Origin of the sequence: Aquiflexum gelatinilyticum, assembly GCF_024813435.1 — a bacterium.
GTDB classification, from domain to species: Bacteria; Bacteroidota; Bacteroidia; order Cytophagales; family Cyclobacteriaceae; genus Cognataquiflexum; species Cognataquiflexum gelatinilyticum.
Window position 1 is genome coordinate 642,725 of record NZ_JANAEZ010000001.1, and the last position, 24,856, is coordinate 667,580.

The following is a 24,856-nucleotide window of genomic DNA, read 5'->3' on the forward strand; positions in this document are numbered from 1 at the left end:
CTGTTTGATTCCTATTTTTCAAAATTAACAAAACATGTAACCTTACTCAAAATCAGAAACTATTACCAATCAAATTAAGGTAAAGGATTTCCGCATAGCAAATGTCTTCCTGATCCAATCTGCCAACAAGGTACTTTGTGCAAAATCCAAAGTCTGTTGACCATCTGAATAGGCTTTTTCAGGAATCTCGTGGGTTTCATAGATGATCCCGTCTGCGCCTGCCATTACACCTGCAAGTGCCATTTGGGGAACGTATTCCCTTATTCCTATCCCGTGCGAAGGATCAACAATCACAGGAAGATGGGATTTTGCTTTCAATATCGGAACTGCATTCAGATCCAGAGTGTTCCTGCTCGCCCTTTCGTAGGTTCGGATCCCCCTTTCGCATAGAATCAGTTTTTCATTTCCACCGGAAAAAACGTATTCCGCAGATTGGAGCAATTCTTCAATGGTACCGGAAATACCCCTTTTGATCATAACGGCTTTGTCCACTTTTCCTAATTCATCCAAGAGATTGAAGTTTTGGGTATTTCTCGCCCCTACCTGATACACATCGACGTAAGGGTACATCTCCTCGATCTGTGAAACCTGCATGACTTCGGTGACGATTTTGATTCCGGCTTCTTTCGCCAAACCATACCATAATTTCAAACCGTCAATTCCCAAACCCCGAAAGGCATAAGGGCTTGATCTTGGTTTGAAGACACCGCCACGCATCATGGTGATGCCGGTAGCCTTGAGGTGGTTGATGATTTTGACAATTTGATCCTCCGACTCAATGGAACAAGGTCCGGCCATGATCGCCATATCGCCATCTTTGATAAATATGCCATCGCCAAGGTCAATCGAAGTCGGTTTGACTTTCCACTTTTTGGAGACAAGCTTGTACTCGTCCGAAACGATATGGATGTCTTTGATACCCTCCTGCTGACCGATTTTGCGGATGTCAAAATCATTCTTTCCGATCCCGATCAGGTAATCTCCCAATTGGGTTTTGACTTCGGTGATTTTATAACCGATCTGGCTGATCTCGTTGATCAGTTTGTCTTTTTGCAAATCGGTAATTTCTTCTTTTAACTGGACAATCATATGTTCAATGGATTACGGACTGGATGTAAGATTCAATGTCGGACTTTAGATCCTGACTGTCTTTGATTTTTTTGATAAAAGCACTGCCAATGATGGCTCCGTTTCCATATTTGGAAGCGGTGGTAAATGTCTCTGAATCGGAAATCCCAAATCCAATCAATCTCGGATTTTTAAGGTTCATGGCCTCCACTCGTTGGAAATAGGCAATCTGTTCCTCGGAAATCCCTGTCCTTGCGCCGGTGATACTATGGGCAGAAACCATATAAATGAACCCATTGGAGTGGGTATCAATTTCCCGGATTCTTTTTTCACTGGTTTGTGGAGAAATCAAAAAAGTATTACGCAGATCGTATTTATCAAAAATTTCCTTGAATTCATCCAGGTATTGCTGCATTGGAAGGTCAGGGAGAATCAGTCCATCCACACCGATTTCCTGACACTTTTTACAAAAAGCTTCCATTCCGTATTGGATTATCGGATTGAGGTAGCCCATCAGGATTACCGGCAAAGAAACAGTTTGGCGCATTTCCTGCAATTGCTCAAAAAGCTTCTTCAGGCTCATGCCATTGTCCAAGGCAATTTGATTGCTGTCCTGAATCGTAGGCCCGTCAGCAATCGGATCGGAATAGGGAACTCCCACTTCTATGATGTCAGCCCCGGCAGACTCAATAGCCTGCATGATCGGCAGAGTGTCTTCAAGTTTTGGAAAACCTGCAGTAAAATATATAGAGAGCACACGCTCTTTTTTGGTTTGAAATAAATTATCTATCCGATTCATTTTTAAGACTTGAGACGTGAGATATGAGATATGAGACTTGAAAAGGAGGAAGGATGAGGGATGAGGGATGAAAAACTTATGACTATTCGTCTTCCGAACTTCATACTTCTTCCTTCCTCCTTCATCCTTCTTAATAACCTCCCCATTTGATATACGTATCCAAATCCTTGTCTCCTCTACCCGAAAGGTTGATAACGATGATGTCATCTTTGCTGAATTCGATCATGTTCAATGCATGGATAGCATGGGCAGATTCGATAGCAGGAATGATCCCTTCCGTACGGCTCAGCCCGATCCCCGCCTTCATGGCGTCTTCATCCTCTACAGCGACAAATTCAGCTCTTCCAATATCAAACAAATGAGCATGCACAGGCCCAATTCCCGGATAATCCAATCCTGCAGAAATTGAATGGGGTTCAACGACCTGACCATCTTCTGTTTGCATCAGGAGCGTCTTGCTGCCATGAAGGATTCCTGAAGTTCCCAATGCAGTTGTTGCTGCGGATTTTCCTGAGGTTATGCCCAATCCTGCAGCTTCTGCCGCAACCAATCTTACTTCGGGAACATTATAATAGTGAAAAAATGTCCCCGCAGCATTGCTTCCACCACCTACACAAGCGATGACAATGTCAGGGTTTTCGGTACCTTCTTTTTCTTTGAGCTGCCATTTGATTTCCTCAGATATGACAGACTGGAACCTTGCGACCATCTCCGGGTACGGGTGTGGTCCAACTACAGAACCGATGATATAATGTGTATCGACAGGATTGTTGATCCATTGGCGCATTGCTTCATTGGTGGCATCCTTGAGAGTCTGGCTTCCGGATGTCGCAGGCACTACCTTGGCTCCAAGGATTTTCATCCGCTCGACATTCGGTCGCTGTCTTTGGATATCCACGGCGCCCATATAGATCGTGCACTCCATCCCCATCAGCGCACAGACCGTTGCCGTGGCGACACCATGTTGGCCGGCACCGGTTTCGGCGATGATACGCTTCTTCCCGAGCTTTTTGGCCATAATGATTTGCCCAACAGTATTGTTCACTTTATGAGCTCCGGTATGGCAAAGGTCTTCTCTTTTGAGATAGATTTTTGCGCCATACTTCTCTGAGAGCCGCGTAGCAAAATACAGAGGAGTCGGTCTACCGACAAAGTCCTTGAGTAAGCCTCTAAATTCTTTCTGAAACTCTGGTGTGGCCATTATTGGCTCATAATTTTCCCTGAGTTCTTCAATATTGGGATGGAGCATCTCGGGGATATACGCCCCGCCGAATTTTCCATAAAAGCCTTTTTCGTCGATTTTGATCATTTTATTTTAGATATGAGACGTGAGACATAAGATATGAGATGGGAGACATGAGAAGGTAAAAGATCATCCTAAATTTCCCATTTCTCCATTTAATTTTTTTTTGAATTCAGAGACCAAGTCGATATCCTTGAGTCCTGGTTCAATTTCAAATTTGGAGTTGATATCCAAACCTGTCAATTGGGGAACTTTGGATTTCAAATCCCTGATTGCATCCATGTGTCCTATGGTTAAACCACCGCTGAGCAAAAAGGGTTTGTCAAAAGGATAATCTAGGAGGATTTGCCAATTAAAAGTTTTACCACTACCACCATAGGCATGGGTGAATGTATCGAAAAGGAAATAATCCACCTGTGTAAGATAACCCTCCATATGCTTCCAATCGATGTTTTTGTCGATGGAGAATACCTTGAAAACTTCCAGACGGGTTTTTTCTTTTATTTCTCTTACCCCCTCGACACTTTCATCTCCATGAAGCTGGATTGTTGAAAGTCCAAACTTTTGAACCTTGTCTGCAATATCTGAAAGAGAGGCATCAACAAATACACCTACTTTTCTGATGTCTGTGTCCCTAATCCAATCAGCTTGGATATCGTCCACAAACCTTGGTGAAGCCGGATAGAAAATCAGCCCCATCCAATCCGGTTGGACTTGGCCCAACAGATTTCGGACGTTGGCGGATTCTCGCATGCCACAGACTTTTAGCTTCATTTTATTGAGAAATTGCTTGATTTTCTAACAATAACCTTCTGTATTCATGCATGAAATTATAAGCAGCCTGCTCAGGTCGCGCGGATTTCATAAAATTTTCCCCAATAAGAAATCCATCAAATCCGGCATTTTTCAGCGATATCAAGGTCTCGGGCTGTGATATGCCAGATTCTGAGATTTTGATAAATTCTGAAGGAATTCTATCCACAAGACCAAAGGATGTTTCCAAAGAAACTTCGAAGGTTTTTAAGCTTCTGTTGTTGACTCCGATCAGATCCAAATGCTCGTTCAGAGAAGCATCCAATTCCTCGCCATCATGTACTTCCATCAACACTTCCAATCCCAAAGAATGCGCAAAAACTGCCAATTCTTTAAGTCTTTTTGGTTCTAATGCCGCCGCTATCAACAAGATGCAATCTGCTCCAATTGACTTGGCTTCGATGATCTGGTATTCATCGATGATAAAATCCTTTCGAAGGATTGGACAGAAATTGAATTTTCTAGCAGTAGTCAGGTCCTCATTTTTTCCGCCAAAAAACTCTTTGTCAGTCAAAATGGACAATGCAGAAGCACCTGCCTGCATATAACCAATACTGACTGTCTCCACCGAGGCAGTGGTATTGATTGCTCCTTTGGAAGGGGATTTCCTTTTGAATTCGGCGATGATGCCAGTTTTGTCTTCGTGTTTGATATACTTTGTCATCGACACGACACTGCTGTCAAAGTAGACACTTTGCTCAAGCAACTTTACAGGTACAAGGCTGCTTTTTTCAGCAACTTCTATTTTTTTGTGCGTAATAATTTTATCTAAAATATTCATCATGATCAGTTTGAAAATGAAACAGTTGTTTTTGGATTGACCAAGGCATTGAAAACTTTCAGCGCACTACCTCCATAAAGGGAATCCTTTGCTTTTTCCAAAGCAGATTCAAATCCCAATTCAGGATCTGCCGTTACCAGCGCTGCAGCGGCATTGGCAAGGACAACAGAGTTTTGCGGAACTGTACCTTTTCCTTTTAAAATGTTGTCAAATATTCTGGAGGACTCTTCAACGGTTTCTCCCCCCAAGATGGAATCGGGAGATATTTTGGGCAAACCAATACTCTCCGGACTGAGGAGTTTTTCTCCCGAATTGGAAATCATCTTGAAATCCCCTGTGAGGGAAATCTCATCATAGCCATCCAAGGCATGTAAAATACTAAAGTTGCCATCGTGCTCCTGATAGAGGTAGGCATAGAGTCTAGCCAACTCAAGACTGAAAACCCCTACCAATTGTTTTTTCGGGAAACTCGGATTGACCATCGGACCCAACATATTGAAAAATGTTTTGACACCCAATTCTTTTCTGATTGGACCGACATTTTTCATGGCAGGGTGGAAAAGCGGCGCATGAAGAAAACAGATTCCTGCTTCATCAAGGCTCTTTCTGATCTTGCCGATGTCATTGGTAAACTCATAGCCAAAGTACGCCAAAAGGTTTGAAGAACCACAGATCGAAGACACGCCGGTGTTTCCGTGTTTGGCTACATTTTGTCCTGCACCTGCTACGATAAAAGAGGCAAGGGTAGAGATATTGAAAGTGTCCTTTCCGTCACCGCCTGTGCCGCAAAGGTCCATGGCATCGTATTCGGATATCTCCACCGGAATGCACAACTCCAACATCGCTTCTCTAAATCCGCCCAATTCCTCTACGGTGATGCTTCTCATCAGGTATACGGTCAGGAAAGCCGCAATCTGACTGGAGTTGTATGAACCTGAAGTGATTTTTTTCAAAACTTCCTTTGCCTGGTCTTTCGAAAGGCTCCGGTGTTCTATCAGGTGGTTGAGTATGTCTTTCATGCTTGGTGGTTAATAGGTTATTGGTTATCTGGTTATTTGGTTATTTGGTTAATGGGTTAATGGTTTTGGGTCTCTTTTTGGATTTTTCGTACTTTTTACTTGGTACTTGGTACATCCTACTTCCCGGCTTCCCGACTTCCCACCTCCCTTAGCTTTCCAGCCAATTTTTCATCATGGCTACGCCGTGTTCTGTCAATACGGATTCGGGATGGAACTGAAGACCTCGGACTTTGAATTCTTTGTGCCTCACACCCATGATTTGTCCATCTGGGGTTCGTGCAGTTACTTCCAAATTAGGAGAAAGAGTCTGTTCATTGATCACCCAAGAATGGTATCTGCCTATTTTGAATTTTTCGGGAAGGCCTTTGAAGATCAGGTCTTCTGCGACCTTTACCTCAGAAGCAAGTCCGTGTACTACCTCAGAAAGGTTGATCAAAGTCCCACCAAAAGCCTCTCCGATCGCCTGATGTCCAAGACAGATCCCGAGGATATCTTTGGTAGCGGAATATGTTTTCAGCAACTCCGGCATAATCCCAGCTTCAGCCGGAACTCCCGGGCCGGGTGAAAGCAAAATCTTATCGTAGGCAGCAACATCTTCAAGGCTGATTTTATCATTCCGGAAAATATCCATCTTTGGACCATAGCCCAAAGCTCTGATGATGTACACCAGGTTATATGTAAATGAATCGTAATTATCGAGGACGAGGATTTTCATTTTTTTGATTGGAAAATTGAAAGACTGAAAAATTAGAAAATTTAAATTCCGTTTATTCTGATCTTTCTTTGTTTAAATTCTTTATATCCCCTCCGCCGTCTTGAGCGCTACCCTGAGTGCTTCGAGTTTGTTGGCGACTTCTTGGAGTTCGGAAGGAATGGAAGATTTGGCTACGACTCCGGCACCGGCTTGGAACCGCAGTCTGTTGTTTTGGGAAACAAATGACCGGATCAAAATGGCATGGTTAAAGTCACCGTTGAACCCTAAGAATCCGATAGCACCTCCATAGAATTTACGGGAAGTGTTTTCAAGTTGGTCGATGAGCTCCATCGCTCGGTACTTGGGAGCGCCGGACAGCGTGCCTGCCGGGAATGTATCGGCCACCAATTGCAGTGGGTTGGTGCCTTCGGGAAGGATACCGGTCACTTTGGACACCAAATGGATGACGTGTGAATAGTATTGGATTTCTTTGAAAACCTCCACCTCCACTTTTTCGGAAGACCGGCTGAGGTCATTTCTCGCAAGGTCTACCAACATGACATGTTCGGAGTTTTCTTTTGGATCGTCATAAAGTTTCCTTGCCAAGTCTGCGTCAGCCATGTCATTTCCTGTCCGCTTGAAGGTTCCGGCAATAGGATAAATCGTGGCTTTGTTGTTTTTGACCACAATCTGCGCCTCCGGTGAACTCCCAAAAACCTTGTAAGATCCATAATCAAAATAGAACAGATAAGGCGAAGGATTCACCGAACGGAGTGCGCGGTAGACATTGAATTCATCTCCTTTGAATTGGGTGGAGAAGTTCCTCGAAAGCACTATCTGGAATACATCGCCACGGAAGCAATGCTCCTGACCCTTTTTGAGGATATCCAAAAATTCCGAATCGGTATAATTGGAAGATTCCTCTCCCACCAATTTGAAGGAATATGAAGGAAGGTTTTTGTTATTAAGAAGCGTCTCCAAAAGCGGAAGCTGCACTTCTGTTTCGATTCCCTCCACCTGATGTTCAAAAAGATGCATTTCATTTTTGAAGTGGTCAACTACGATCACATTTTGGTAAACCGCATAATGCAGCATCGGAACCGAATCCGGAGAAGAATTTTCCAGCTTGATATCTTCAAAATAAGCCAATGTATCATATTGCATATACCCAAAAAGGCCATTGCTGATAAATTTGTGCTTCCCGTTGTCATCCTGAAATCTACCTGAGAATTTTCGCAGTGCATCCACAAGACTCAATTCAGGCCCAACAGGATAGGATATGGACTCGCCAAAAGGTAGTGTTTCCTTCACCTGACCGGCATTGAAAGAGAATGATGCGATCGGATTGAAACAGATATAGGAAAAACTGTCCTCTTGCCCATGGTAATCAGAACTCTCCAACAAAATGGGATTGGCAAACCTGTCCCTGATCTGAAGGTAAATGCTTACCGGCGTGATGGTATCAGCCAAGCGCTTTTTATGATGGGTAATGATTTTGAAGTTTTCCATGTCAATCGGTTTTTAAGAAATAAAAAAAGGGCTTACTGGAAAAACCAGTAAGCCCTATCGATATGTTATAGCAACACAAAATTTAGGCAACAACAACTGGTTCTTCTATTTTAGAAGTCCAATGCCACCACCAATATGTGTTTTGAGTTGTTTTCATTTTTTTCAGTGGGACAAAGTTAAAAATGCATTTTGCTTAACAAAAAATTATTGAATAAAAATTATCGGTAATTTTGAATAAAAAAATTGACGCTATGGGTACGATGCCAAAATATTTCAAAAGGGTATTTGACGATTACCAGGTTTTGGTCAAGGTCAATCCTGAGGATTGGACTGGGACTGAACTGATTATCCATCCTGACGGAAAAGTGGAAAAAACCGAAATGGAGTTTGATGATGAAATCATGGAAGACCTCGCTGTGGATGAATTTGTAGCCGGCAATGCCTTGGAATTCAACCTTTATCTTGCCAAATCATAACCGATATTTTTGAAAAAACTTCAAAAGAAAACCGGTTTCAATCCTTAAAAATGACTCTTCTTCACCATCCTACCCCACCCCATATCTGGACAGGACGTCCCTCTGATTCCCTTCAATATTGGTATCAGGCTGTGACCTGTGCAGATAATCTGCACATCGATCAACCTGCAAATGGAAAAGGGATTGCAATCCTAGGATATGCAGGTGATGAAGGCGTACGTAGAAATCAGGGAAGAACGGGTGCAGCCAAAGGTCCGAAAGCTATCAGGAAAATGATGGGTCCGATGGCCTTTCACCTGCCTGAGGAAGTTGGGATTAATGATTTGGGGAATATTTTCACAGAAGGGGAAGACATGGAATCCAGCCATGCCCTCATTTCCAAAACCGTCACCGAATTACTCCAAAACCACTATTTCCCGGTTTTATTGGGCGGTGGACACGACCTTGCTTTTGCCCATGGTCGCGGGATATTGGAGTATTTGATTCCCAAAGGAGAAAAATTAGGCATCATCAATCTGGACGCACATTTTGACCTCAGGGAATTGAACAGCGGCAAAGGACATTCAGGGTCACCATTTTTTCAGTTGGCCAATGATTACCAAAGCCAATTCCATTACCTATGCCTTGGTATCCAACAATCATCCAATCCAAAAGTGCTTTTTGAAACTGCCTTAAAACATAAAGTCCGATGGATGGAAATGGAGGAATTCACTTTGGCAAATTGGGAAACCATTGCCCAGACCTTGGATGATTTTTGTCTGAAGGTCAATAAAATATACCTCAGTGTAGACCTTGATGGTTTTTCATCAGCCTATGCGCCCGGGGTGAGTGCGCCTTCTCCATTGGGATTTTCACCTGAGTTGGCCTTCAGGATATTCGATTATTTGGCCAAAACAGGTAAGCTGATAAGCATGGATATTGTCGAACTCAATCCGATTTTTGATAAAGACAACAGCACAGCAAGATTGGCTTCAAAATGTATTGAATATATTGTAAGAAAGCTTTCTTGAATTGCATTTTTTGATCACAATCAGTTGGTAATGTGACTATTGTCATGTGGTTTTAATTGGAACAATATTAATTTGGTACTGTTAAATAAATCCAATTTACCCTAAATTCTTATAGCCATGGGATTACTAACTAAGCAAAACGGAAGCGCTTGGCCAAAATTGGTCCAGGATTTCTTCGGAACAGAAAACCCTTTTGATTTGGATGAAAAATTCTGGCTTCCTGAAAAAGGGGTGGAAATTCCTTCCACCAATGTGATTGAAAATGACAAAGAGTTCAAACTTGAACTTTCTGCACCGGGCTTTGACAAAAAAGATTTTAAAGTCGAAGTAGTAGATGGAATGCTGAATATCAGCGCCGAAAAAGAAGAAAAGAAAGAGGAGAAAAAAGAAAATTACCGTAAGAAAGAATTCTCTTATTCAAGTATTAGGCGTTCTTTCAGCCTTCCTGAGAATGTGATGGACGAAAAAATAGATGCCAAATATGACAACGGTATTTTGAATGTAGTCCTCCCCAAGAAGGTTATTGAAAGTGACAAACCCAAAAAAGCCATTTCGGTAGGTTAAGATTTTTTCCTACGTATGCAAGTCCCCAGTCCCCAAAGGCTGGGGCTTTTTGTTTATGGAGTAGTGTTGTATTGTCCAAAGTTTTGATGATTGGAATATACCTACCAATAAATTCCTTTATTTTGAGTAAAAATTGAAATTCAACACCCTCACAACAAAAACCATGAATAAAAAAGGTCTTTTGGTCTATTTATCGGTCATTTTCATTACTGCTTTGGTATCAGGAGTCCAAGCGCAGACTTTTCGGATCTTTGACAAGCCCATTATTTTGGACGAGGAAAGAGAAAAACTCTCTATTGAATACCTGAAAAACAGACACGGGATTGAAAAGGAAACCGCGACAATTGTTCCGACCATGGTCGTAGTGCATTGGACTGCAATCAATTCCTTGGAATCGACTTTTGATGTTTTCAATCCGGTCTATCTTGGTGGCCGACCCGAACTGACTGCCGCGAGCAACCTCAATGTTTCGGCGCATTTTTTGGTTGACCGGGACGGAACAATCTTCAGGTTACTTCCTGACACGACCTTTGCAAGACATACCATTGGACTCAACTATACTGCAATAGGTATCGAAAATATCGGAGGCCCGGATGCGCCGCTGACCAAAGCGCAAGTCAAATCCAATGCTGCATTGATCAGGTACCTCAACAGAAAATATAAGCTGACCTATGTCATCGGACACCACGAATATTATGCCTTTCAGGGAACATCCATTTGGAAAGAAACTGACCCCAACTACCTGACCCAAAAACAGGATCCAGGACCAAAATTCATGAAAAAGCTAAGAAAAAAACTGGCAGATCTGAATTTCAAAAGCAATCCTTAACCAAACATGAAGCCTCCTTTCAAATTGAATAAATCCCGAATATTTCATTTAGCTTTCTTTCTTGCCATCGTTCTGGGAATACAGTCCTGCAAGACAGTGACACCGGTCCCCACTTCCAGAACGAAAACAAGTCCGCAAGTCCCTGTTCCTGCTAAACCTGACGGCAACAGCAACTATCCTCCCAAAACCGTTACTGCACCAGGTCCTTCTTCTTTTTACAAACCTTTGGAAATTGAATTGGGACCGAGTCCAAGGGAATTCAGAGGAGTTTGGATCGCAACGGTGGCCAACATTGATTGGCCAACATCTTCCACAGACCCTTATTCAAAGCAAAAAGAAGAATTCATCAAACTTCTGGAATATTACAAATCACTCAATTTCAATGCGGTGATTGTGCAGGTTCGTGCAGCCGGCGATGCATTTTATCCATCCAAATATTCCCCATGGTCCAAATACCTGACAGGGAAACAAGGCCAAAAACCAAACACCATGGAAGATCCACTTTCCTGGATGATATTGGAATCGCACAAACGGGGATTGGAATTCCATGCATGGTTTAATCCCTACCGGGCTACCATGACCATGGAAACCAAAGACCTCAGCCCAAACCATGATTTTGTCAAGCATCCCAATTGGATGATCAAGTATGCCACGAAGTACTATTACAATCCCGGCTTGCCCGAAGTAAGGGCTCATCTGGTAGAAATCATCAAAGAAGTAGTCCAAAATTACAATATTGATGCCATCCACTTTGATGACTATTTCTATCCTTACAAAGTAGAAAAGGAAGTCTTTAACGATGCCGCTTCTTTCAAGAAGTATGGGAAGCCCGGGCAAAAACTCGATGATTGGCGAAGGGAAAATGTCAATCTTTTGGTCAAAGAAGTAAATGAAACAATCAAAGCAGAAAAGCCTTGGGTTCAATTCGGTATCAGTCCTTTCGGGGTTTGGAGAAACATCGACAAAGACCCATCAGGATCCAAGACAAGGGCCGGACAGACCAACTTTGACGATCTTTTTGCCGATGTCCTAACATGGATGAAAAACGGATGGATCGATTACCTTATTCCCCAATTGTATTGGAGCATGGATTATAACCTTGCTTCGCACAGGGAATTGGTAAACTGGTGGTCCAAAAACCACTACAACACCAAAATTTATATCGGAAACGGCCCCTACAAAATCCGGGACAATGCAGACAAAGCCTGGGAAAACCCTATGGAAATCTCCAATCAGGTGGGACTGTCCAAGATCACTCCAAACATATCCGGCAACGCTTACTTCAGCGCCAAATCGATGTATGTAAAAAATAAGGATGTCGCCGATTTGCTGCACAAAAACCACTACCACTTCACGGCATTGCCTCCTGATGTACTTCCAAATCCCAATGGCAATCCAACAGGCCAAACTCCGATTCTTATCCCACATGGCGACGGATTTGCTTTTCAGTTTGAGCGGGGTATACAGCCGGATTTTCGGTTTGCATTGATCTACACCGCGCCGACCCTCCCTGATCTGCAAAAACGCAAAGAGAATGTTTCCTCCCAAAGGATATATCTGGATGAAAGCAACAGGATGTTGCTTCCGGTTTTGAATTCAATCAACCAAAAATTCGTGGCCATCAGTTTTCTGGACCGATTTGGCAAAGAAACAAACCCACAAGTTTTCGAAATTCAAGCAAACCCAAAAACGCAGACCCCATGAAAGACATGCTTGTCCGGTTGATGGAACTTCCGGATATTTCAGCCAATGAAGCCATTTTGGCAAAGGAGAATATCGTGTTTCGAAAACCGATACCTCCGGAAAAGTCATTTGTTAGGGATTGGGTATTTGAGCATTTTGGGATTTATTGGGCTAATGAAGTTGAATCCGCCTTTAGTCAGCTTCCTGTAAATTGTTGGATTGCCCAAAATGGATATGAGATTTTGGGTTTTGCCTGTTTTGAATCTACAGCAAAGAACTTTTTTGGGCCAACAGGCACTCTGGAAGCCATGAGGGGAAAAGGAATAGGAAAAGTCCTTTTGGTCAAAAGCCTTCAATCCATGAAGGAAATGGGATATGCCTATGCCGTCATCGGGGGTGTGGGACCTGCTGATTTTTATAAAAATACTGTTGGGGCAAGTATCATCGAAGGTTCTGAAATCAGCATTTACCAAAACCTCATCAGAAAGAAGCCATGAGCAAAACCATCAAAAACAACCCTTGGTATTGGATTCCGCCACTATACCTAACCGAAGGAATCCCATACGTGTTGATCATTACGGTTTCTGTGATCATGTACAAAAAGCTTGGTGTTGACAATTCAGACATTGGCCTTTACACCAGTTTCCTCTATCTCCCTTGGGTCATCAAACCACTTTGGAGTCCATTGGTGGACCTTTATGGGACCAAACGAAAATGGTTTTTGGCAATGCAATTGGTATTGTCTTTTGCCTTTCTATGCATAGGCCTCAGTGTACCTACAGATCAATTTTTTGTACTGACTCTGGCTTTTTTCTGGTTGGCTTCTTTTGCCTCTGCGACCAATGACATTGCTTCGGATGGGTTTTACCTCTTGGCTTTGAAGGAAGAACAACAATCGTTCTTCATCGGTCTGAGAAGTACATTCTATCGCGTTGCGATGGTAACCGGTCAGGGATTGTTTGTAATAGTGGCCGGATACCTTGAAGTCAAATACGGGGACAATACCAAAGCTTGGTCCTTGACCATGGTCATTGTAGCAGGTCTAATGTTTATTTTGACGCTGATCAATCTATGGACAACTCCCAATATCGAAAAGAGCAGTACTTATGTCAAAGAAGTTCAATTGACCTTTGGAAAAGTATTTAGCTCCTTTTTTCGGAAAAAAGAGATATGGGCAGCTTTGGCCTTTATACTTTTTTATCGTTTGGGAGAATCCCAATTGGTAAAAATGGCATCCCCTTTTCTTTTAGACAGCCGGCCTGAAGGCGGACTTGGACTCAGCACATCGGAAGTGGGTTGGATTTATGGAACTTTTGGCATCATTGCACTTTCAATCGGAGGAATAATTGGGGGAATTGTCATTTCAAAAGATGGCTTGGGCAAATGGATGTTGCCCATGATTTTAGCATTGAACGTACCCAATTTTTTCTATTACCTTTTGGCTTATTTCCAACCTGAATCTGCATTTTGGGCTGGGTTTGTGGTGGTGGTAGAGCAATTGGGGTACGGGTTTGGGTTTGCGGCTTTTATGATGTATTTGATATATGTTTCTGAAGGTCCTTCCAAAACTTCCCATTATGCTATTGCCACGGGTTTTATGGCAATGGGTATGATGTTACCGGGAATGGCAAGTGGTTTTGTGCAGGAATGGTTGGGATATGAGGGGTTTTTCCTTTGGGTTGTAGCTGCAGCAGTTCCTGGAATTCTGATGATCAGGTATGTGAAATTTCCGAAGGAATATGGGAAGAAGAAAGTGGAGGAAATTCAGAATGAAAAATGATGAATTAATTAGAAATTATTTAAAATGACTTTAAAAGAAAAAATAGGACAGCTTTTTTCGCCGGCGGCATTTATCCATGATACGGAGGAAAATTACCTTGCGATTGAATCATTGATCAAAAACCAACACATTGGTGGCCTTACTTTTTTCCATAGCCGCCACAGTGCCGCAGCCAATTTTGAGAAAAGACAGGAAAAGCTGACTTACGAAAATACGCTTGAAAAACTTCGGGCATTGATCGTCCGGTACCAATCCATTTCTAGACAACCACTTTTGATGAGTATTGATGCGGAGTTTGGATTGGCAATGCGGATAGAAAATACGCCACAATATCCCTACGCCATTACATTGGGAGCACTTTCGATTGAACATGAGGATTTGGTTTTTGAAACAGGTTACCGGATGGGAAAAGACCTCAAGCAGACTGGAATTCACCTGAATTTCGCCCCGGTAGCGGATATCAATACCAATCCCAAAAATCCTGTGATCGGATACAGGTCCTTTGGACCCAACAAAAAGAAGGTGAGCAGATTTGCCTTGGCAATGTATCAAGGTATGGAGAAAGCCGGAATTGGGGCGTGTTACAAGCATTTTCCGGGACATGGAGATACAGACACTGATTCCCATCTTGGACTTCCTGTGATAAACAAAACAAAAGAAGAATTGATTTCCGAAGAACTTTATCCTTTTGCCAATGGGATCAAAGCAGGTATCGACATGATCATGGTGGGGCATTTGGCTGCACCGGCACTTTCCAACGGAAAAACTATTCCCGCATCCATTTCAAAAGAAATCATTACCGACTTGTTAAAAGAAGAGATGGGATTTAAAGGAATCGTGGTTTCTGATGCATTGAATATGAAAAGTGTCTCTGACCTTTTTCCCGAACCGGGACAGTTGGAGTGGGAAGCATTCAAGGCAGGAAATGACTTGCTCTGTTTTTCAGAAAATGTAGAGCAAGGAATTGAAATGATTTTGAAAAATGGAACAGAAGAAAAGATATTGGAGAGTTTTGGAAAAGTGATCCTACTTAAAGAAAAACTCGGTATCTATTCTGATCATCTTCCAAAAGAAATAGAATTCAATTGGTCAGATCATATTGCTTTCAATGACAAGCTTCCACGCCATTATATCACTGAAATTTCCAACCAAAACCTTCAAAACTCCCTTGATTTATCAGAAGCCAAGTTTGCGAAGGTTTCTTTATTTCAAGAAAATGAAAATGTTTTCTTTTCAGAATTGGACAAAGTCACTTCGTCTCCATCAATTGGCTTGACTTCCTCCACAGATCCGAGCTGGGAAAGATTAAAGGATTTTGACTCCCTTCTGATCGCGGTTTTTGTGCCATCGGCCAAGCCTGTGAATCATTTTGGGATGGACATCGAAATGATCAAAAAGCTTTTGAACCATATAGAAAATAAAAACTGTCAACTCTATCTGTTCGGGTCTCCCCTATCACTGAATGAAATCGGCAATTTTCAAAAATTCAGTAGAATCATCTGTGCTTTCCAAACTTTTGATTCTGCTCAAAAAGTAAGTGCCCTCCACTTCCAGGGAAATATGGAAGCCGAGGGCAAATTGGATTGAGTCTGTCTAATTTCTTGTCAATAACTTAAATTGGTCCATGACACGGTAAGTGGCTTTGGTCAATTCTGTATTGACTTCTGGGGAAAACAAATCAAAACTTGCTGCTGTATATCCCTGCCAAATGGTGTTTCCTCTTTTGTTGTCAATTACAAAAATGACCAACATCCCGTTGTTTTCAGTGAATTTGACCTGATTATAATTCTCATCTTTTTCACGGTTTTTCTTTTCTTCCTCCTCAGTAAGTTCAAAGTCGGCACTTCTTCTCTGAACCCAATAATCAAAATTCGGCTGTTCATAGCCACGGTATTTTACTTCATCCAGGAAAAGTTTATAGTTGATCAAAATATCCGGTTTATCCGCTTGTAATTTAAAGCCTTGAGAGCCGAGTCTATTGGTAATTGTCCTTTCAATCGCTAAATGATGGGATGTCGTATCCGGAAACGGATTGTTTACAAAACCAAAAGTTTTGTATTTTTTGAAATTTCCTGCATAATTAAAATCGTACTCTGCAAGGTAATCTTTTTGGCTCATGCAGGCAGAAAACGCCAATGCAAGGAGGAAGAGCATAAAAACGGAATTTTTCATAACAAACAACCTTTAGTGGAATTGAAGACGTTTAATGTTTATTGGTTGGGAATTAATTTTTGATTAATAATGAAGTCACAATAAAACTTAATTTGGTAAAGAATGTTTAATAGATATAAAATTGATTATGAAGTGATTATAATTAAATATATTGAACAGAACAAGTAAATAATTGAATCATTTATTGGTTTTTTTACAATTTTAATATGTCGGCTAATTTTTATTCGTTCTAAGTATATGGGAATATTTATTGTAGGAGATGTCCACGGATGTCTCAATACCTTTTTGAACCTTTTGGACCATTGGGATCCAAAATCTGAAACCTTAGTTCAGGTAGGAGATCTAGTAGATAGAGGGGCATTTTCTCCCTCGGTCATTCATCTGGCTTTTGAGTTGCAGATGAATTTTAAAAAGGAAGCCCACTTTTTGAGAGGGAATCACGAGCAGTTGATGATCAACTATATGAAGGGAGAAGATCCGAAGGGTATTTGGCTTTCCAACGGAGGTGGCAAAACCCTAAGGCAATTTGAAGTAGACCAAATAGATCTGGACAACTACTCCACTTGGTTAACAGATTTCCCTTTAATTTGGGAAAATGACTATGTTCAGGTTTCACACGCTGGATTTTCAGGACTTGGGGATCCCTACGACCAATCCAATACAAACGGACTTTTATGGAACAGAAAGCCATTGATCAATACGGGGAAAATTCAGATAATCGGGCATACACCAAATTGGGACGGAGTTCCCAAATACAGCAAGGAATCAAATTCCTGGAATATTGACACAGGAGCCTATGGCGGTGTCTGCCTGACAGGAATCAGATTGGAAGATGATGGCACTTTCATAGAGACTATTTCAATTCCAACAGAAGCCAGCGACCTTCTCTAAGGATCAAAAAGCCGCTTTTCCTCCTTTTAATCTAAAAATTTTATCTACGCATTTTGGAATATCCTCCTCATAATGACTCACATAAATCATAGAAACCGGTAGGATTTTGCAAACAAGATCGACAGTTTCTCTGAATCTGACCCTTTGTAAGTCATCCATTCCCTGGGCAGCCTCATCCAAAACCAATAATTCGGGATTTTTGATCAAAGCCCTGGCAAGCAAGATAAACCTTTGGTTTTCGAGTGAAACCTGACTTAACAATCGATTGGCTATATTTTCCAAGTGAAACAATCCCAACCAATCCATTGCCGATTTTTCCTGATCCTGAGTGACTTTTTTGAACAAACCTATGGTATCAAATAATCCCGATAGCACCACCTTGATACATGTTTGATTGGGAGGAAAAAACCTCGAAAGCTCCGGCGCTACAAATCCAATTTGTCTTTTGATATCCCAAATACTCTCTCCCGATCCTCTTTTTCGGTCAAAAAGCCATATTTCATTGGCATAGGCTTGAGGGTTTTCACCCAATACCAAACTGAGAAGAGTGGATTTTCCTGCACCGTTTTCTCCTTTTAAAGCCCACTTTTCATTGGGAAGAATCGTCCAATTGATGCCATCCAGGATCTGTTTGTCCCCATACCTTACCGCAATATTTTTAAACTCCAGGATTTTTTGGCAAGAAAATGCCAAATTCTTAACCAAAAGCCTTTTTACAAATTCAGGATCAACGTCATTCTCAAACCGCATGCTTTGGTGCACTCCTTTTATTGTTTCCGCTTTGTCGGCATTGAAGATTTTATTTTCGCTCAATATAGCTACGTGGGTGATTCCGGATGGAATCTCGTCATGGTGGGTACTCATCAAGACATGAATCCCCGAGGCAATGATATCAGAAAGCATACCTCCAAAATCACCTCTCGTTTCTTTGTCCAAACCCGTAAGCGGTTGGTCCATCAAAAGAATTTTTGGATTCTTGATCAAAGCAGTGGCAAAAGAAAGTCTCCTCGTCTCTCCATTCGACAATTTGATAAGGGATTTGTCTTTAAGATGCTCTAAATTCATGAACCTGATTACTTTTGATAAGTTCCAGGAACCGGGCACTTTTACTTCTATTTCTATGCTTTTAAGATAATCTTCCACAGTCAGGGCCTCATCCGACTCCATGGAATTGAATCGTTGCTGATAATAAAAATTCTGAATATTGGACTTATTCTTGAAACTGTATTGCTGAGAAACAGTCGCTATCAAATCCCTGAATGAGTTTACTTCGCCTGCTTCTGACTTTTGCTCTTGGTATTCTTTGGCAAAGGCCCTTTGGATAATACCAGATGTCACCATGGTTTTGCCTAATATCGTATCTAAAAATGCTGTGAGTTCTACACCAGATTGACCCAAAATTGCCCAATGTTGCCCCCTCTCCCATTCAAAGTCCAGGTTTTCAAAAACTACTTTATCAAATTGTCTGACAGTGGCTTTTTGGATGGAAATTAGCGAGGACATGAAGGGGGTTGTGTTGGTTGTAGTGGTTGTAATTGTTGTCAAGTTATCGCGTTGTCGAGTTTTTGGGTTTTGCCAAACTGCCTACCGCGACTGTTAACCGTTAATTCTTACTTCTTCAAACTTTATTTTTGCTGTCCATAATGATCGTGACCGGACCGTCATTGACCAAGGCTACTTTCATATCGGCACCGAATTCCCCTGTTTGGATAGGTTTTCCCAAATCCTTTTCAAGGTAACTGATAAACTTCTCGTAAAGCGGAATGGCGATGTCAGGTTTTGCGGCTTTGATATAAGAGGGTCTGTTGCCCTTTTTGGTACTTGCATGGAGTGTGAATTGGCTGATAAGCAAAATATCTCCTAAGGCCTCAAGAATGCTTCTGTTCATCACCTCATTTTCATCAGGGAAAATTCTGAGGTTAACGATTTTTTTACTTAGCCATTCTATATCCTCACTGCCATCTGCCTCTTCTATTCCCAATAAGACCATCAATCCTGTCCCGATTTGGCCTTTGATCTGTCCTTCTATTTTGACTGTGGACTCAGATACCCGTTGAATCACTGCTATCATACCTCAAAAATCCTGCATTTTCTTAGAGGAAATAACCTCAACTTTTACCGGTTTGGTTTGGTTGGCATGATGAATCATTGCCTTCGAAACCTGATTGTCATTGATGGGTCGGAAAGATTTTCCAATCTTTAGCCATACCAAAGGCTTTGTCAATATTTTAGCAACTTCTTCCCCAAACCGGAATTCCTTCCTGTTTCCAACCAATAAGGATGGCTGAAACAGACCTAAATAATCAAAAGGGATGACTTTCAGATCTTCCTCCACTTCACCTTTCACTTTGTTGTAAAAAACCGAAGATTGGGGATTGGCCCCCATGGCACTCACATACAAAAATTTATTCGCTCCCAAACCATAGGTCCATTTCGCAAATCCTATGACATAATCATGGTCAATTTCGTAGAATTTATCCTTTGATCCGGCAACTTTGATGGTGGTTCCCAAGGAACAGAAAGCATGCATTTCGCAGGATTTTTTATTGATGGCATCTACAATGGGAAAAAACACCCCGCCCAAGTCCTCCTCCCGGAGTTTGGATTCTATGTCCCAACTCTGAATTTTGCTGAAATCGCCTTCAACCTGTACCAACTTGTGATGCTTTAAAGCAAGCTTGCGTCGACCAACCGAAATGAGGTAATCGTAAGAATTATCTTGTAGTAATTGGTGAAGCAGCTGCATGCCGATCAAACCCGATGTACCTGCGAGAAATGCTATTTTTTTCATATCAGGTAAAGTACGCCCAAAAAGATGAAAAGCAAAAGTTCAAGGTCATTAAGCCTGCGTCTTTTCCCAATTCAAAAAATCTTCCACTTCGTGCTTTACCGAATTAAAAACAGCTAAAATCACTGAAAGGTCATCGGTAAAACCCAAAATCGGCATAAAGTCAGGAATAATATCTATTGGGGTGACAAAATACACCAAACCCAAAACGATGAGACCTAGGGTTTTGGATGAAACTTTAAATTTTCCACTTCTGTGGGCCTGGATCATCCTTTTGAAAATCAAGATCGGTTCCAAAGCTGTCTGAACTTTAGGGTTTTGGGAAACCGCATTTAATCTTTCTCCGACATTTTTTAGAAGCTTTTGAAGCTTACTGTCCTCCCCTGCTATTTGGTTTGCTTTTTCGAGGTAAAGGATTTTGGCCTTACCAAAAAAATCAACTGTCTTTTCCCTTAATGATGCCATGTTTTTAGAAGAATATTCTTATTTCAGACTTAACGGATTTCAAGGCCATTTGGATGGCATCATTTTTCTGGTCCAATGTTAGCTGAAAAACCCGCTTGGCAAGATCGATGCTTCTCGCTTCTTCCGGCATATCCTGCATGGCTGTATTGATAATAGTCACGACGCTTTCAGCTGCCCGGCGGACACTTTCCCAAGTCTCATCAGAGAAGTAAACCTGCTGCGATAAGTTATGGTTAAACTCCTCTCTAACCTCGTGAAGCAGTTGGCTGTAAAATTCTTTGGCAGAATATTCAGGATTATTTATCCTTCTGACCAGGTTGTTTGGAGTGATTCTTTCCAATAAAAGACATAATCTTTCCCCGGCTTGAAGCCTGATGGGAAGAACCGTATTGGTATTTTGGGTTTTTAAATCCAAGAGCATTTTTTCCCTCTCTTTTTTCATAAAAGACATGATCGTCAGGTACATGCCATAAATAACCAAACCAGCCGGCAATACTATTTTTAATAAATCTGCGAAATACGCCATATAATTACAATAATTTGATCCGAATATCAGAAATTAATAGACGCAATAAAACATTGACAATTGATATTTTTAAAACTTAAATTTGAACTTCCCAATCAAAATTCGGATTAAATAGGCATGTTGATTCCAATACATATCACTGAAAAAGCACAAGCTGAGATCAAAGATATCATTGCCAATAAGAACATACCCATGGATTATTCTCTCCGAGTGGGTGTCAAAGGGGGCGGATGCGGAGGCATGTCCTTTCTATTGGGATTTGATAAGCCTAAGGAAGGCGACCAACAATTTGAAGTAGCCGGAATTCGGGTATTGATTGAAAAAAAGCATTACATGTTTTTGATGGGAATGCAGGTTGATTTTTTTGAAGGGGATGAAGCAAGGGGTTTTACTTTTGTCAATCCGGATATCCCCAAAAGACACGATGCGGAAAATAAATAACTATTGTTAAAAAATTCTTATTCCCTTCTTTTTAAACCCATCACCTGGTCTTTTTCCTCTCCTTTCAGTTTCAAAGCCCTGATTATCCTTTCAGGTGTAGGTTTGGCTGCTGAAAAAAACACCAAAGTCACCGCAAAAGCAATCGTATAGCCTGCATTGCCAAACAAAAACAAACCTGCTGCAGCGACCAATCCACAAACAAATAAAATCCTAAACCTATTAAATGAAGCTTTGGAGTAAGCTTCAAGCTTTTTTTCAAGACCAAAGGAAGATTTTTCGATATTTTTTGAATCTTTTTGAAAAGCAAAATATTGGGCAATCAAAAAAGTAAAAACCAAGCCCAGTCCGAAGTATTCCCAAAAACCCGTTAACTGAGGCACTTCAAAAAAAAAGATGGGATTCTCGGTATTTAAGTAAACAAAACCAAAAAATGGAATCGGAATGGCGATCATTATCAGCACATTCCGCTCCATTTTATCATATATTTTTCTTATTTGGGAATTTTCCAAGAGCCTATTCGATTACAATTTTGATATCAGAACTTGCCGGTTTTGAGGAGCAACATAGGATGTATCCTGATTCTATTTCGCTCGCACTCAAACCTGCATCTTCAATCATATCCACTTTACCGGAGATCAGTTTTCCCCTACAGGCTGTACAAAGTCCACTTTGGCAGCTATATGGCATATTGATGTCTTTGTCCAGACCTGCTTCTAATATGGTTTTACCGGCGGGAACTTCAAAAGAATATGATTGGCCTTCTACAACAACTTCAATTTCCCTTGTTAATTCGGGAGATAATTTGCCTTTAGATTTGAGCTCTTCTTCCTTTGCCTCCAAGTCTAGGTAGAAACTTTCCTTATGGATAGCTTTTTGATCAACACCAATTTCTTCCAAGGCCAAGAGAGCTGTTTCCATCACGCCATCAGGCCCACAGACAAAATATTTAGTATTTGCCAACTCGGAAAAATTTGATTCAGAAAGGATAGTTTTGACTTTTTCTTCATTTAAACGTCCCTTTAATCCGGTCCAAAGAGGAGACGGTTGGCTAAGGTTATGGATCAGGTTCAATTTCTCTCCATACTTTTCTTTCAACGCATCGAGTTCTTTTTTGAATATAATCTGCTCTTCGGACCTGCTGCAATAAATCAGGGTTACTTTTGAGTCAGGTTCATTGACAAAAACCGATTTGGCGATGCCCATGATCGGGGTTATGCCACTACCACCTGCCACCATTACGAAATGGTTTTTATTTTTGGAATGAAACTCAGTGGTGAAATTCCCCAAAGGCTTCATAATTTCAATGGTTTTTCCCGGTCTGATTTGGTCATTGAGGTAATTGGATACCAAGCCACCACTGACTCGTTTGACAGTAATTCCCGGATGCGGATCTGTAAATGGAGAGGTACAAAGGCTATATGACCTTCTGACTTCTTTACCCCCCAACTCCAAAATCACCGTGAGGTACTGACCAGGCTTATAGTCCAAATAAGGCTCAGGCTGCTCAAAATAGATAGTGACAGTATCAGGGGTTTCTTTGACTACTTCCCTTACTTTCAAAGATAAATAATGGTCCCCCCTTTTATTATCCTCTTTCTTTTTCTTAAATAAATTAAACATTCTCTAATTCTGTTTAAAAACGTAATATTTTGGCTCGGTCAAAATTAAGCTACTGTTTGGTATTAATGTAACTCCATGACTGAATAATCACCAACATCACAACAAATTAATGGGAAACAGGTTCGATTCTGCCAGCTGGATTTTGAAAAGAATTTAAATTACTTCAAAATAAAGTGAATTTATATAGCAAAATCCGGCCTTTGATGCTGATGTAAAACCAATAATTGAAAAATAAAAAGAGTATTTCATGCTGAAAACCTAAATTGCAAGCCTAATTCAAAAACAACCCTTATGGAATTGACAAATCTGACAGCTGTAAGCTCTATTGACGGAAGGTATGGAAACAAAACTGCAACCTTGCGTCCTTATTTTTCTGAGTTTGCTTTGATAAAATATAGAGTTCATGTGGAAATAGAGTACTTCATCGCGCTATGTGAACTGCCCCTGCCCCAACTGAAAGATTTTGACAAATCACTTTTTCCTGCCTTGAGAAATATTGTTTCAGGATTTCGGATGGAAGATGCTGAAGTCATCAAAGAAACAGAAAAGACCACCAACCACGATGTAAAAGCCGTGGAGTATTTTATCAAAGAAAAGTTTGACAATCTGCAACTGCAGGAATTCAAAGAATTTATTCACTTTGGCCTGACCTCCCAGGATATCAATAATACTGCAACTCCTCTGATGTTAAAAAACGGACTCAATGAAGTCATTTTACCTTCTTTGGATCGGGTCATTTCCAAATTGGCTGCACAGGCAGACGATTGGAAAGATATTCCCATGCTTGCCAAAACCCATGGTCAGCCTGCATCTCCGACAAGATTGGGTAAAGAGATCAGGGTATTTACAGTGAGATTGGAAAAACAATTGGAATTACTTGGTCAAGTTCCTTATTCGGCAAAGTTTGGTGGAGCGACAGGAAACCTCAATGCACATTTTGTGGCTTATCCTTCGACAGATTGGCATGGGTTTGCAGATAATTTTGTGTCAAATTATCTGGGTTTGGAAAGAAGTTATCCAACAACCCAAATCGAGCATTATGATAATCTGGCGGCACTTTTTGATGGGCTAAAAAGAATCAATACTATCCTTTTAGACCTTTCAAAAGATATTTGGCAGTATGTGGCAATGAATTATTTCAAGCAAAAAATCAAGGCCGGCGAAATCGGGTCTTCTGCCATGCCTCATAAAGTCAACCCGATCGATTTTGAAAATGCGGAAGGAAATCTTGGGATTGCCAATGCATTATTGGAGCATCTTGCAGCCAAACTCCCCATCAGCCGCTTACAAAGAGACCTTACTGACAGCACAGTGCTGCGCATAATCGGCGTTCCATTGGGACACATGTTGATTGCCCTGGAATCTTTGGAGAAAGGACTTGGTAAACTCCAGCTAAACCGTGCTGCTATCGACGCGGATTTGGAGGAAAACTGGGCTGTAGTAGCTGAGGCAATCCAAACAATCCTAAGGAGAGAAGGATATCCAAAACCTTATGAAGCCCTCAAAGAATTAACCCGAACAAACGAAAAAATAACCGAAGCTTCGATCAAACAATTTATCGGAGGGCTTAATGTTTCTGATTCAATCAAATCTGAATTGTATGAAATCAGTCCATTTAATTTTACAGGAAAGTATTAGTAAAAAGATGTTTGTCTTGGTAATTGAGATTGGATTTTAACTTTCAA

The 24,856-nt window shown here is 41.2% G+C and carries 27 protein-coding genes; 11 read left to right on the forward strand and 16 right to left on the reverse strand.

Annotated elements, in window-relative coordinates; all coding sequences use genetic code 11:
* Nucleotides 1–69: 69 nt before the first annotated feature.
* The 8 genes from aroF to NK987_RS02690 all read right to left on the reverse strand — a co-directional run bounded on the left by aroF (nt 70) and on the right by NK987_RS02690 (nt 7,926).
* Entirely contained in the window at nt 70–1,089 is a 1,020-nt protein-coding gene (aroF, locus tag NK987_RS02655) for a 3-deoxy-7-phosphoheptulonate synthase (RefSeq protein ID WP_259262602.1), read from the reverse strand.
* A gap of 4 nt (nt 1,090–1,093) precedes the next feature.
* A complete protein-coding gene (gene trpA / locus NK987_RS02660; protein WP_259262603.1) occupies nt 1,094–1,867 on the reverse strand; it encodes a tryptophan synthase subunit alpha in 774 nt (257 codons plus the stop codon).
* A gap of 130 nt (nt 1,868–1,997) precedes the next feature.
* Entirely contained in the window at nt 1,998–3,176 is a 1,179-nt protein-coding gene (gene trpB / locus NK987_RS02665; protein WP_259262604.1) for a tryptophan synthase subunit beta, read from the reverse strand.
* A 63-nt stretch (nt 3,177–3,239) separates the two neighbouring features.
* Complete coding sequence (locus NK987_RS02670) at nt 3,240–3,884, reverse strand: phosphoribosylanthranilate isomerase (protein ID WP_259262605.1); 645 nt, start codon at nt 3,882–3,884, stop codon at nt 3,240–3,242.
* A 1-nt stretch (nt 3,885) separates the two neighbouring features.
* On the reverse strand, nt 3,886–4,704 hold the full coding sequence (gene trpC / locus NK987_RS02675) for an indole-3-glycerol phosphate synthase TrpC (protein WP_259262911.1): 819 nt from the start codon (nt 4,702–4,704) through the stop codon (nt 3,886–3,888).
* A gap of 5 nt (nt 4,705–4,709) precedes the next feature.
* The gene (gene trpD, locus NK987_RS02680; protein ID WP_259262606.1) at nt 4,710–5,723 is read right to left on the reverse strand and encodes an anthranilate phosphoribosyltransferase; all 1,014 of its coding nucleotides are present in this window, start codon (nt 5,721–5,723) and stop codon (nt 4,710–4,712) included.
* 148 nt (nt 5,724–5,871) lie between these two features.
* Nucleotides 5,872–6,438 (reverse strand): anthranilate synthase component II, encoded by a 567-nt coding sequence (locus tag NK987_RS02685; protein WP_259262607.1) that lies wholly within the window; start codon nt 6,436–6,438, stop codon nt 5,872–5,874.
* Between the two features lie 81 nt (nt 6,439–6,519).
* Nucleotides 6,520–7,926: an anthranilate synthase component I family protein gene (locus NK987_RS02690; protein WP_259262608.1), complete on the reverse strand. Its 1,407-nt coding sequence runs from the start codon at nt 7,924–7,926 to the stop codon at nt 6,520–6,522.
* Between the two features lie 251 nt (nt 7,927–8,177).
* Here NK987_RS02690 and NK987_RS02695 point away from each other — a divergent pair, with 251 nt between their 5' ends.
* From NK987_RS02695 to NK987_RS02730, 8 genes are all read left to right on the forward strand, one after another.
* Nucleotides 8,178–8,402, forward strand: a complete 225-nt coding sequence (locus NK987_RS02695) for a hypothetical protein (protein ID WP_113924491.1) — start codon at nt 8,178–8,180, stop codon at nt 8,400–8,402.
* Between the two features lie 50 nt (nt 8,403–8,452).
* Entirely contained in the window at nt 8,453–9,412 is a 960-nt protein-coding gene (hutG, locus tag NK987_RS02700; protein WP_259262609.1) for a formimidoylglutamase, read from the forward strand.
* Nucleotides 9,413–9,529: 117 nt separating this feature from the next.
* Nucleotides 9,530–9,976, forward strand: coding sequence for an Hsp20/alpha crystallin family protein (locus tag NK987_RS02705; protein ID WP_113924489.1), 447 nt, complete (start codon nt 9,530–9,532; stop codon nt 9,974–9,976).
* Nucleotides 9,977–10,139: 163 nt separating this feature from the next.
* Nucleotides 10,140–10,805, forward strand: coding sequence for an N-acetylmuramoyl-L-alanine amidase (locus NK987_RS02710; RefSeq protein ID WP_259262610.1), 666 nt, complete (start codon nt 10,140–10,142; stop codon nt 10,803–10,805).
* Nucleotides 10,806–10,811: 6 nt separating this feature from the next.
* Nucleotides 10,812–12,509: a glycoside hydrolase family 10-like protein gene (locus NK987_RS02715; RefSeq protein WP_259262611.1), complete on the forward strand. Its 1,698-nt coding sequence runs from the start codon at nt 10,812–10,814 to the stop codon at nt 12,507–12,509.
* Nucleotides 12,506–12,985, forward strand: coding sequence for a GNAT family N-acetyltransferase (locus tag NK987_RS02720; RefSeq protein ID WP_259262612.1), 480 nt, complete (start codon nt 12,506–12,508; stop codon nt 12,983–12,985). The genes NK987_RS02715 and NK987_RS02720 overlap by 4 nt, the downstream gene beginning before the upstream one ends.
* Nucleotides 12,982–14,268 (forward strand): MFS transporter, encoded by a 1,287-nt coding sequence (locus NK987_RS02725; protein WP_259262613.1) that lies wholly within the window; start codon nt 12,982–12,984, stop codon nt 14,266–14,268. The genes NK987_RS02720 and NK987_RS02725 overlap by 4 nt, the downstream gene beginning before the upstream one ends.
* 24 nt (nt 14,269–14,292) lie before the next feature.
* A complete protein-coding gene (locus NK987_RS02730) occupies nt 14,293–15,855 on the forward strand; it encodes a glycoside hydrolase family 3 protein (RefSeq protein WP_259262614.1) in 1,563 nt (520 codons plus the stop codon).
* Between the two features lie 6 nt (nt 15,856–15,861).
* Here NK987_RS02730 and NK987_RS02735 read toward each other — a convergent pair whose 3' ends face one another.
* On the reverse strand, nt 15,862–16,440 hold the full coding sequence (locus tag NK987_RS02735) for a DUF4136 domain-containing protein (RefSeq protein WP_259262615.1): 579 nt from the start codon (nt 16,438–16,440) through the stop codon (nt 15,862–15,864).
* A 237-nt stretch (nt 16,441–16,677) separates the two neighbouring features.
* Here NK987_RS02735 and NK987_RS02740 point away from each other — a divergent pair, with 237 nt between their 5' ends.
* Complete coding sequence (locus tag NK987_RS02740; protein WP_259262616.1) at nt 16,678–17,331, forward strand: metallophosphoesterase family protein; 654 nt, start codon at nt 16,678–16,680, stop codon at nt 17,329–17,331.
* 3 nt (nt 17,332–17,334) lie between these two features.
* Here NK987_RS02740 and NK987_RS02745 read toward each other — a convergent pair whose 3' ends face one another.
* The 5 genes from NK987_RS02745 to NK987_RS02765 all read right to left on the reverse strand — a co-directional run bounded on the left by NK987_RS02745 (nt 17,335) and on the right by NK987_RS02765 (nt 21,110).
* Entirely contained in the window at nt 17,335–18,834 is a 1,500-nt protein-coding gene (locus tag NK987_RS02745) for an ATP-binding cassette domain-containing protein (protein ID WP_259262617.1), read from the reverse strand.
* Between the two features lie 115 nt (nt 18,835–18,949).
* Nucleotides 18,950–19,402 (reverse strand): D-aminoacyl-tRNA deacylase, encoded by a 453-nt coding sequence (gene dtd, locus NK987_RS02750; protein WP_258421902.1) that lies wholly within the window; start codon nt 19,400–19,402, stop codon nt 18,950–18,952.
* A 3-nt stretch (nt 19,403–19,405) separates the two neighbouring features.
* Nucleotides 19,406–20,122, reverse strand: coding sequence for a Rossmann-fold NAD(P)-binding domain-containing protein (locus NK987_RS02755; RefSeq protein ID WP_259262618.1), 717 nt, complete (start codon nt 20,120–20,122; stop codon nt 19,406–19,408).
* Between the two features lie 48 nt (nt 20,123–20,170).
* Nucleotides 20,171–20,584: a YkvA family protein gene (locus NK987_RS02760; RefSeq protein WP_259262619.1), complete on the reverse strand. Its 414-nt coding sequence runs from the start codon at nt 20,582–20,584 to the stop codon at nt 20,171–20,173.
* A 4-nt stretch (nt 20,585–20,588) separates the two neighbouring features.
* A complete protein-coding gene (locus NK987_RS02765; protein ID WP_259262620.1) occupies nt 20,589–21,110 on the reverse strand; it encodes a DUF7935 family protein in 522 nt (173 codons plus the stop codon).
* A 117-nt stretch (nt 21,111–21,227) separates the two neighbouring features.
* Here NK987_RS02765 and NK987_RS02770 point away from each other — a divergent pair, with 117 nt between their 5' ends.
* Nucleotides 21,228–21,551, forward strand: a complete 324-nt coding sequence (locus NK987_RS02770; RefSeq protein ID WP_259262621.1) for a HesB/IscA family protein — start codon at nt 21,228–21,230, stop codon at nt 21,549–21,551.
* A 17-nt stretch (nt 21,552–21,568) separates the two neighbouring features.
* Here NK987_RS02770 and NK987_RS02775 read toward each other — a convergent pair whose 3' ends face one another.
* The gene (locus tag NK987_RS02775; protein WP_259262622.1) at nt 21,569–22,024 is read right to left on the reverse strand and encodes a hypothetical protein; all 456 of its coding nucleotides are present in this window, start codon (nt 22,022–22,024) and stop codon (nt 21,569–21,571) included.
* Nucleotides 22,025–22,064: 40 nt separating this feature from the next.
* Complete coding sequence (locus NK987_RS02780) at nt 22,065–23,171, reverse strand: ferredoxin--NADP reductase (RefSeq protein ID WP_259262623.1); 1,107 nt, start codon at nt 23,169–23,171, stop codon at nt 22,065–22,067.
* Nucleotides 23,172–23,462: 291 nt separating this feature from the next.
* On the opposite strand from NK987_RS02780, the gene purB reads away from it, so the two are divergent.
* A complete protein-coding gene (purB, locus tag NK987_RS02785) occupies nt 23,463–24,809 on the forward strand; it encodes an adenylosuccinate lyase (RefSeq protein WP_259262624.1) in 1,347 nt (448 codons plus the stop codon).
* The last annotated feature ends 47 nt before the right edge of the window (nt 24,810–24,856 follow it).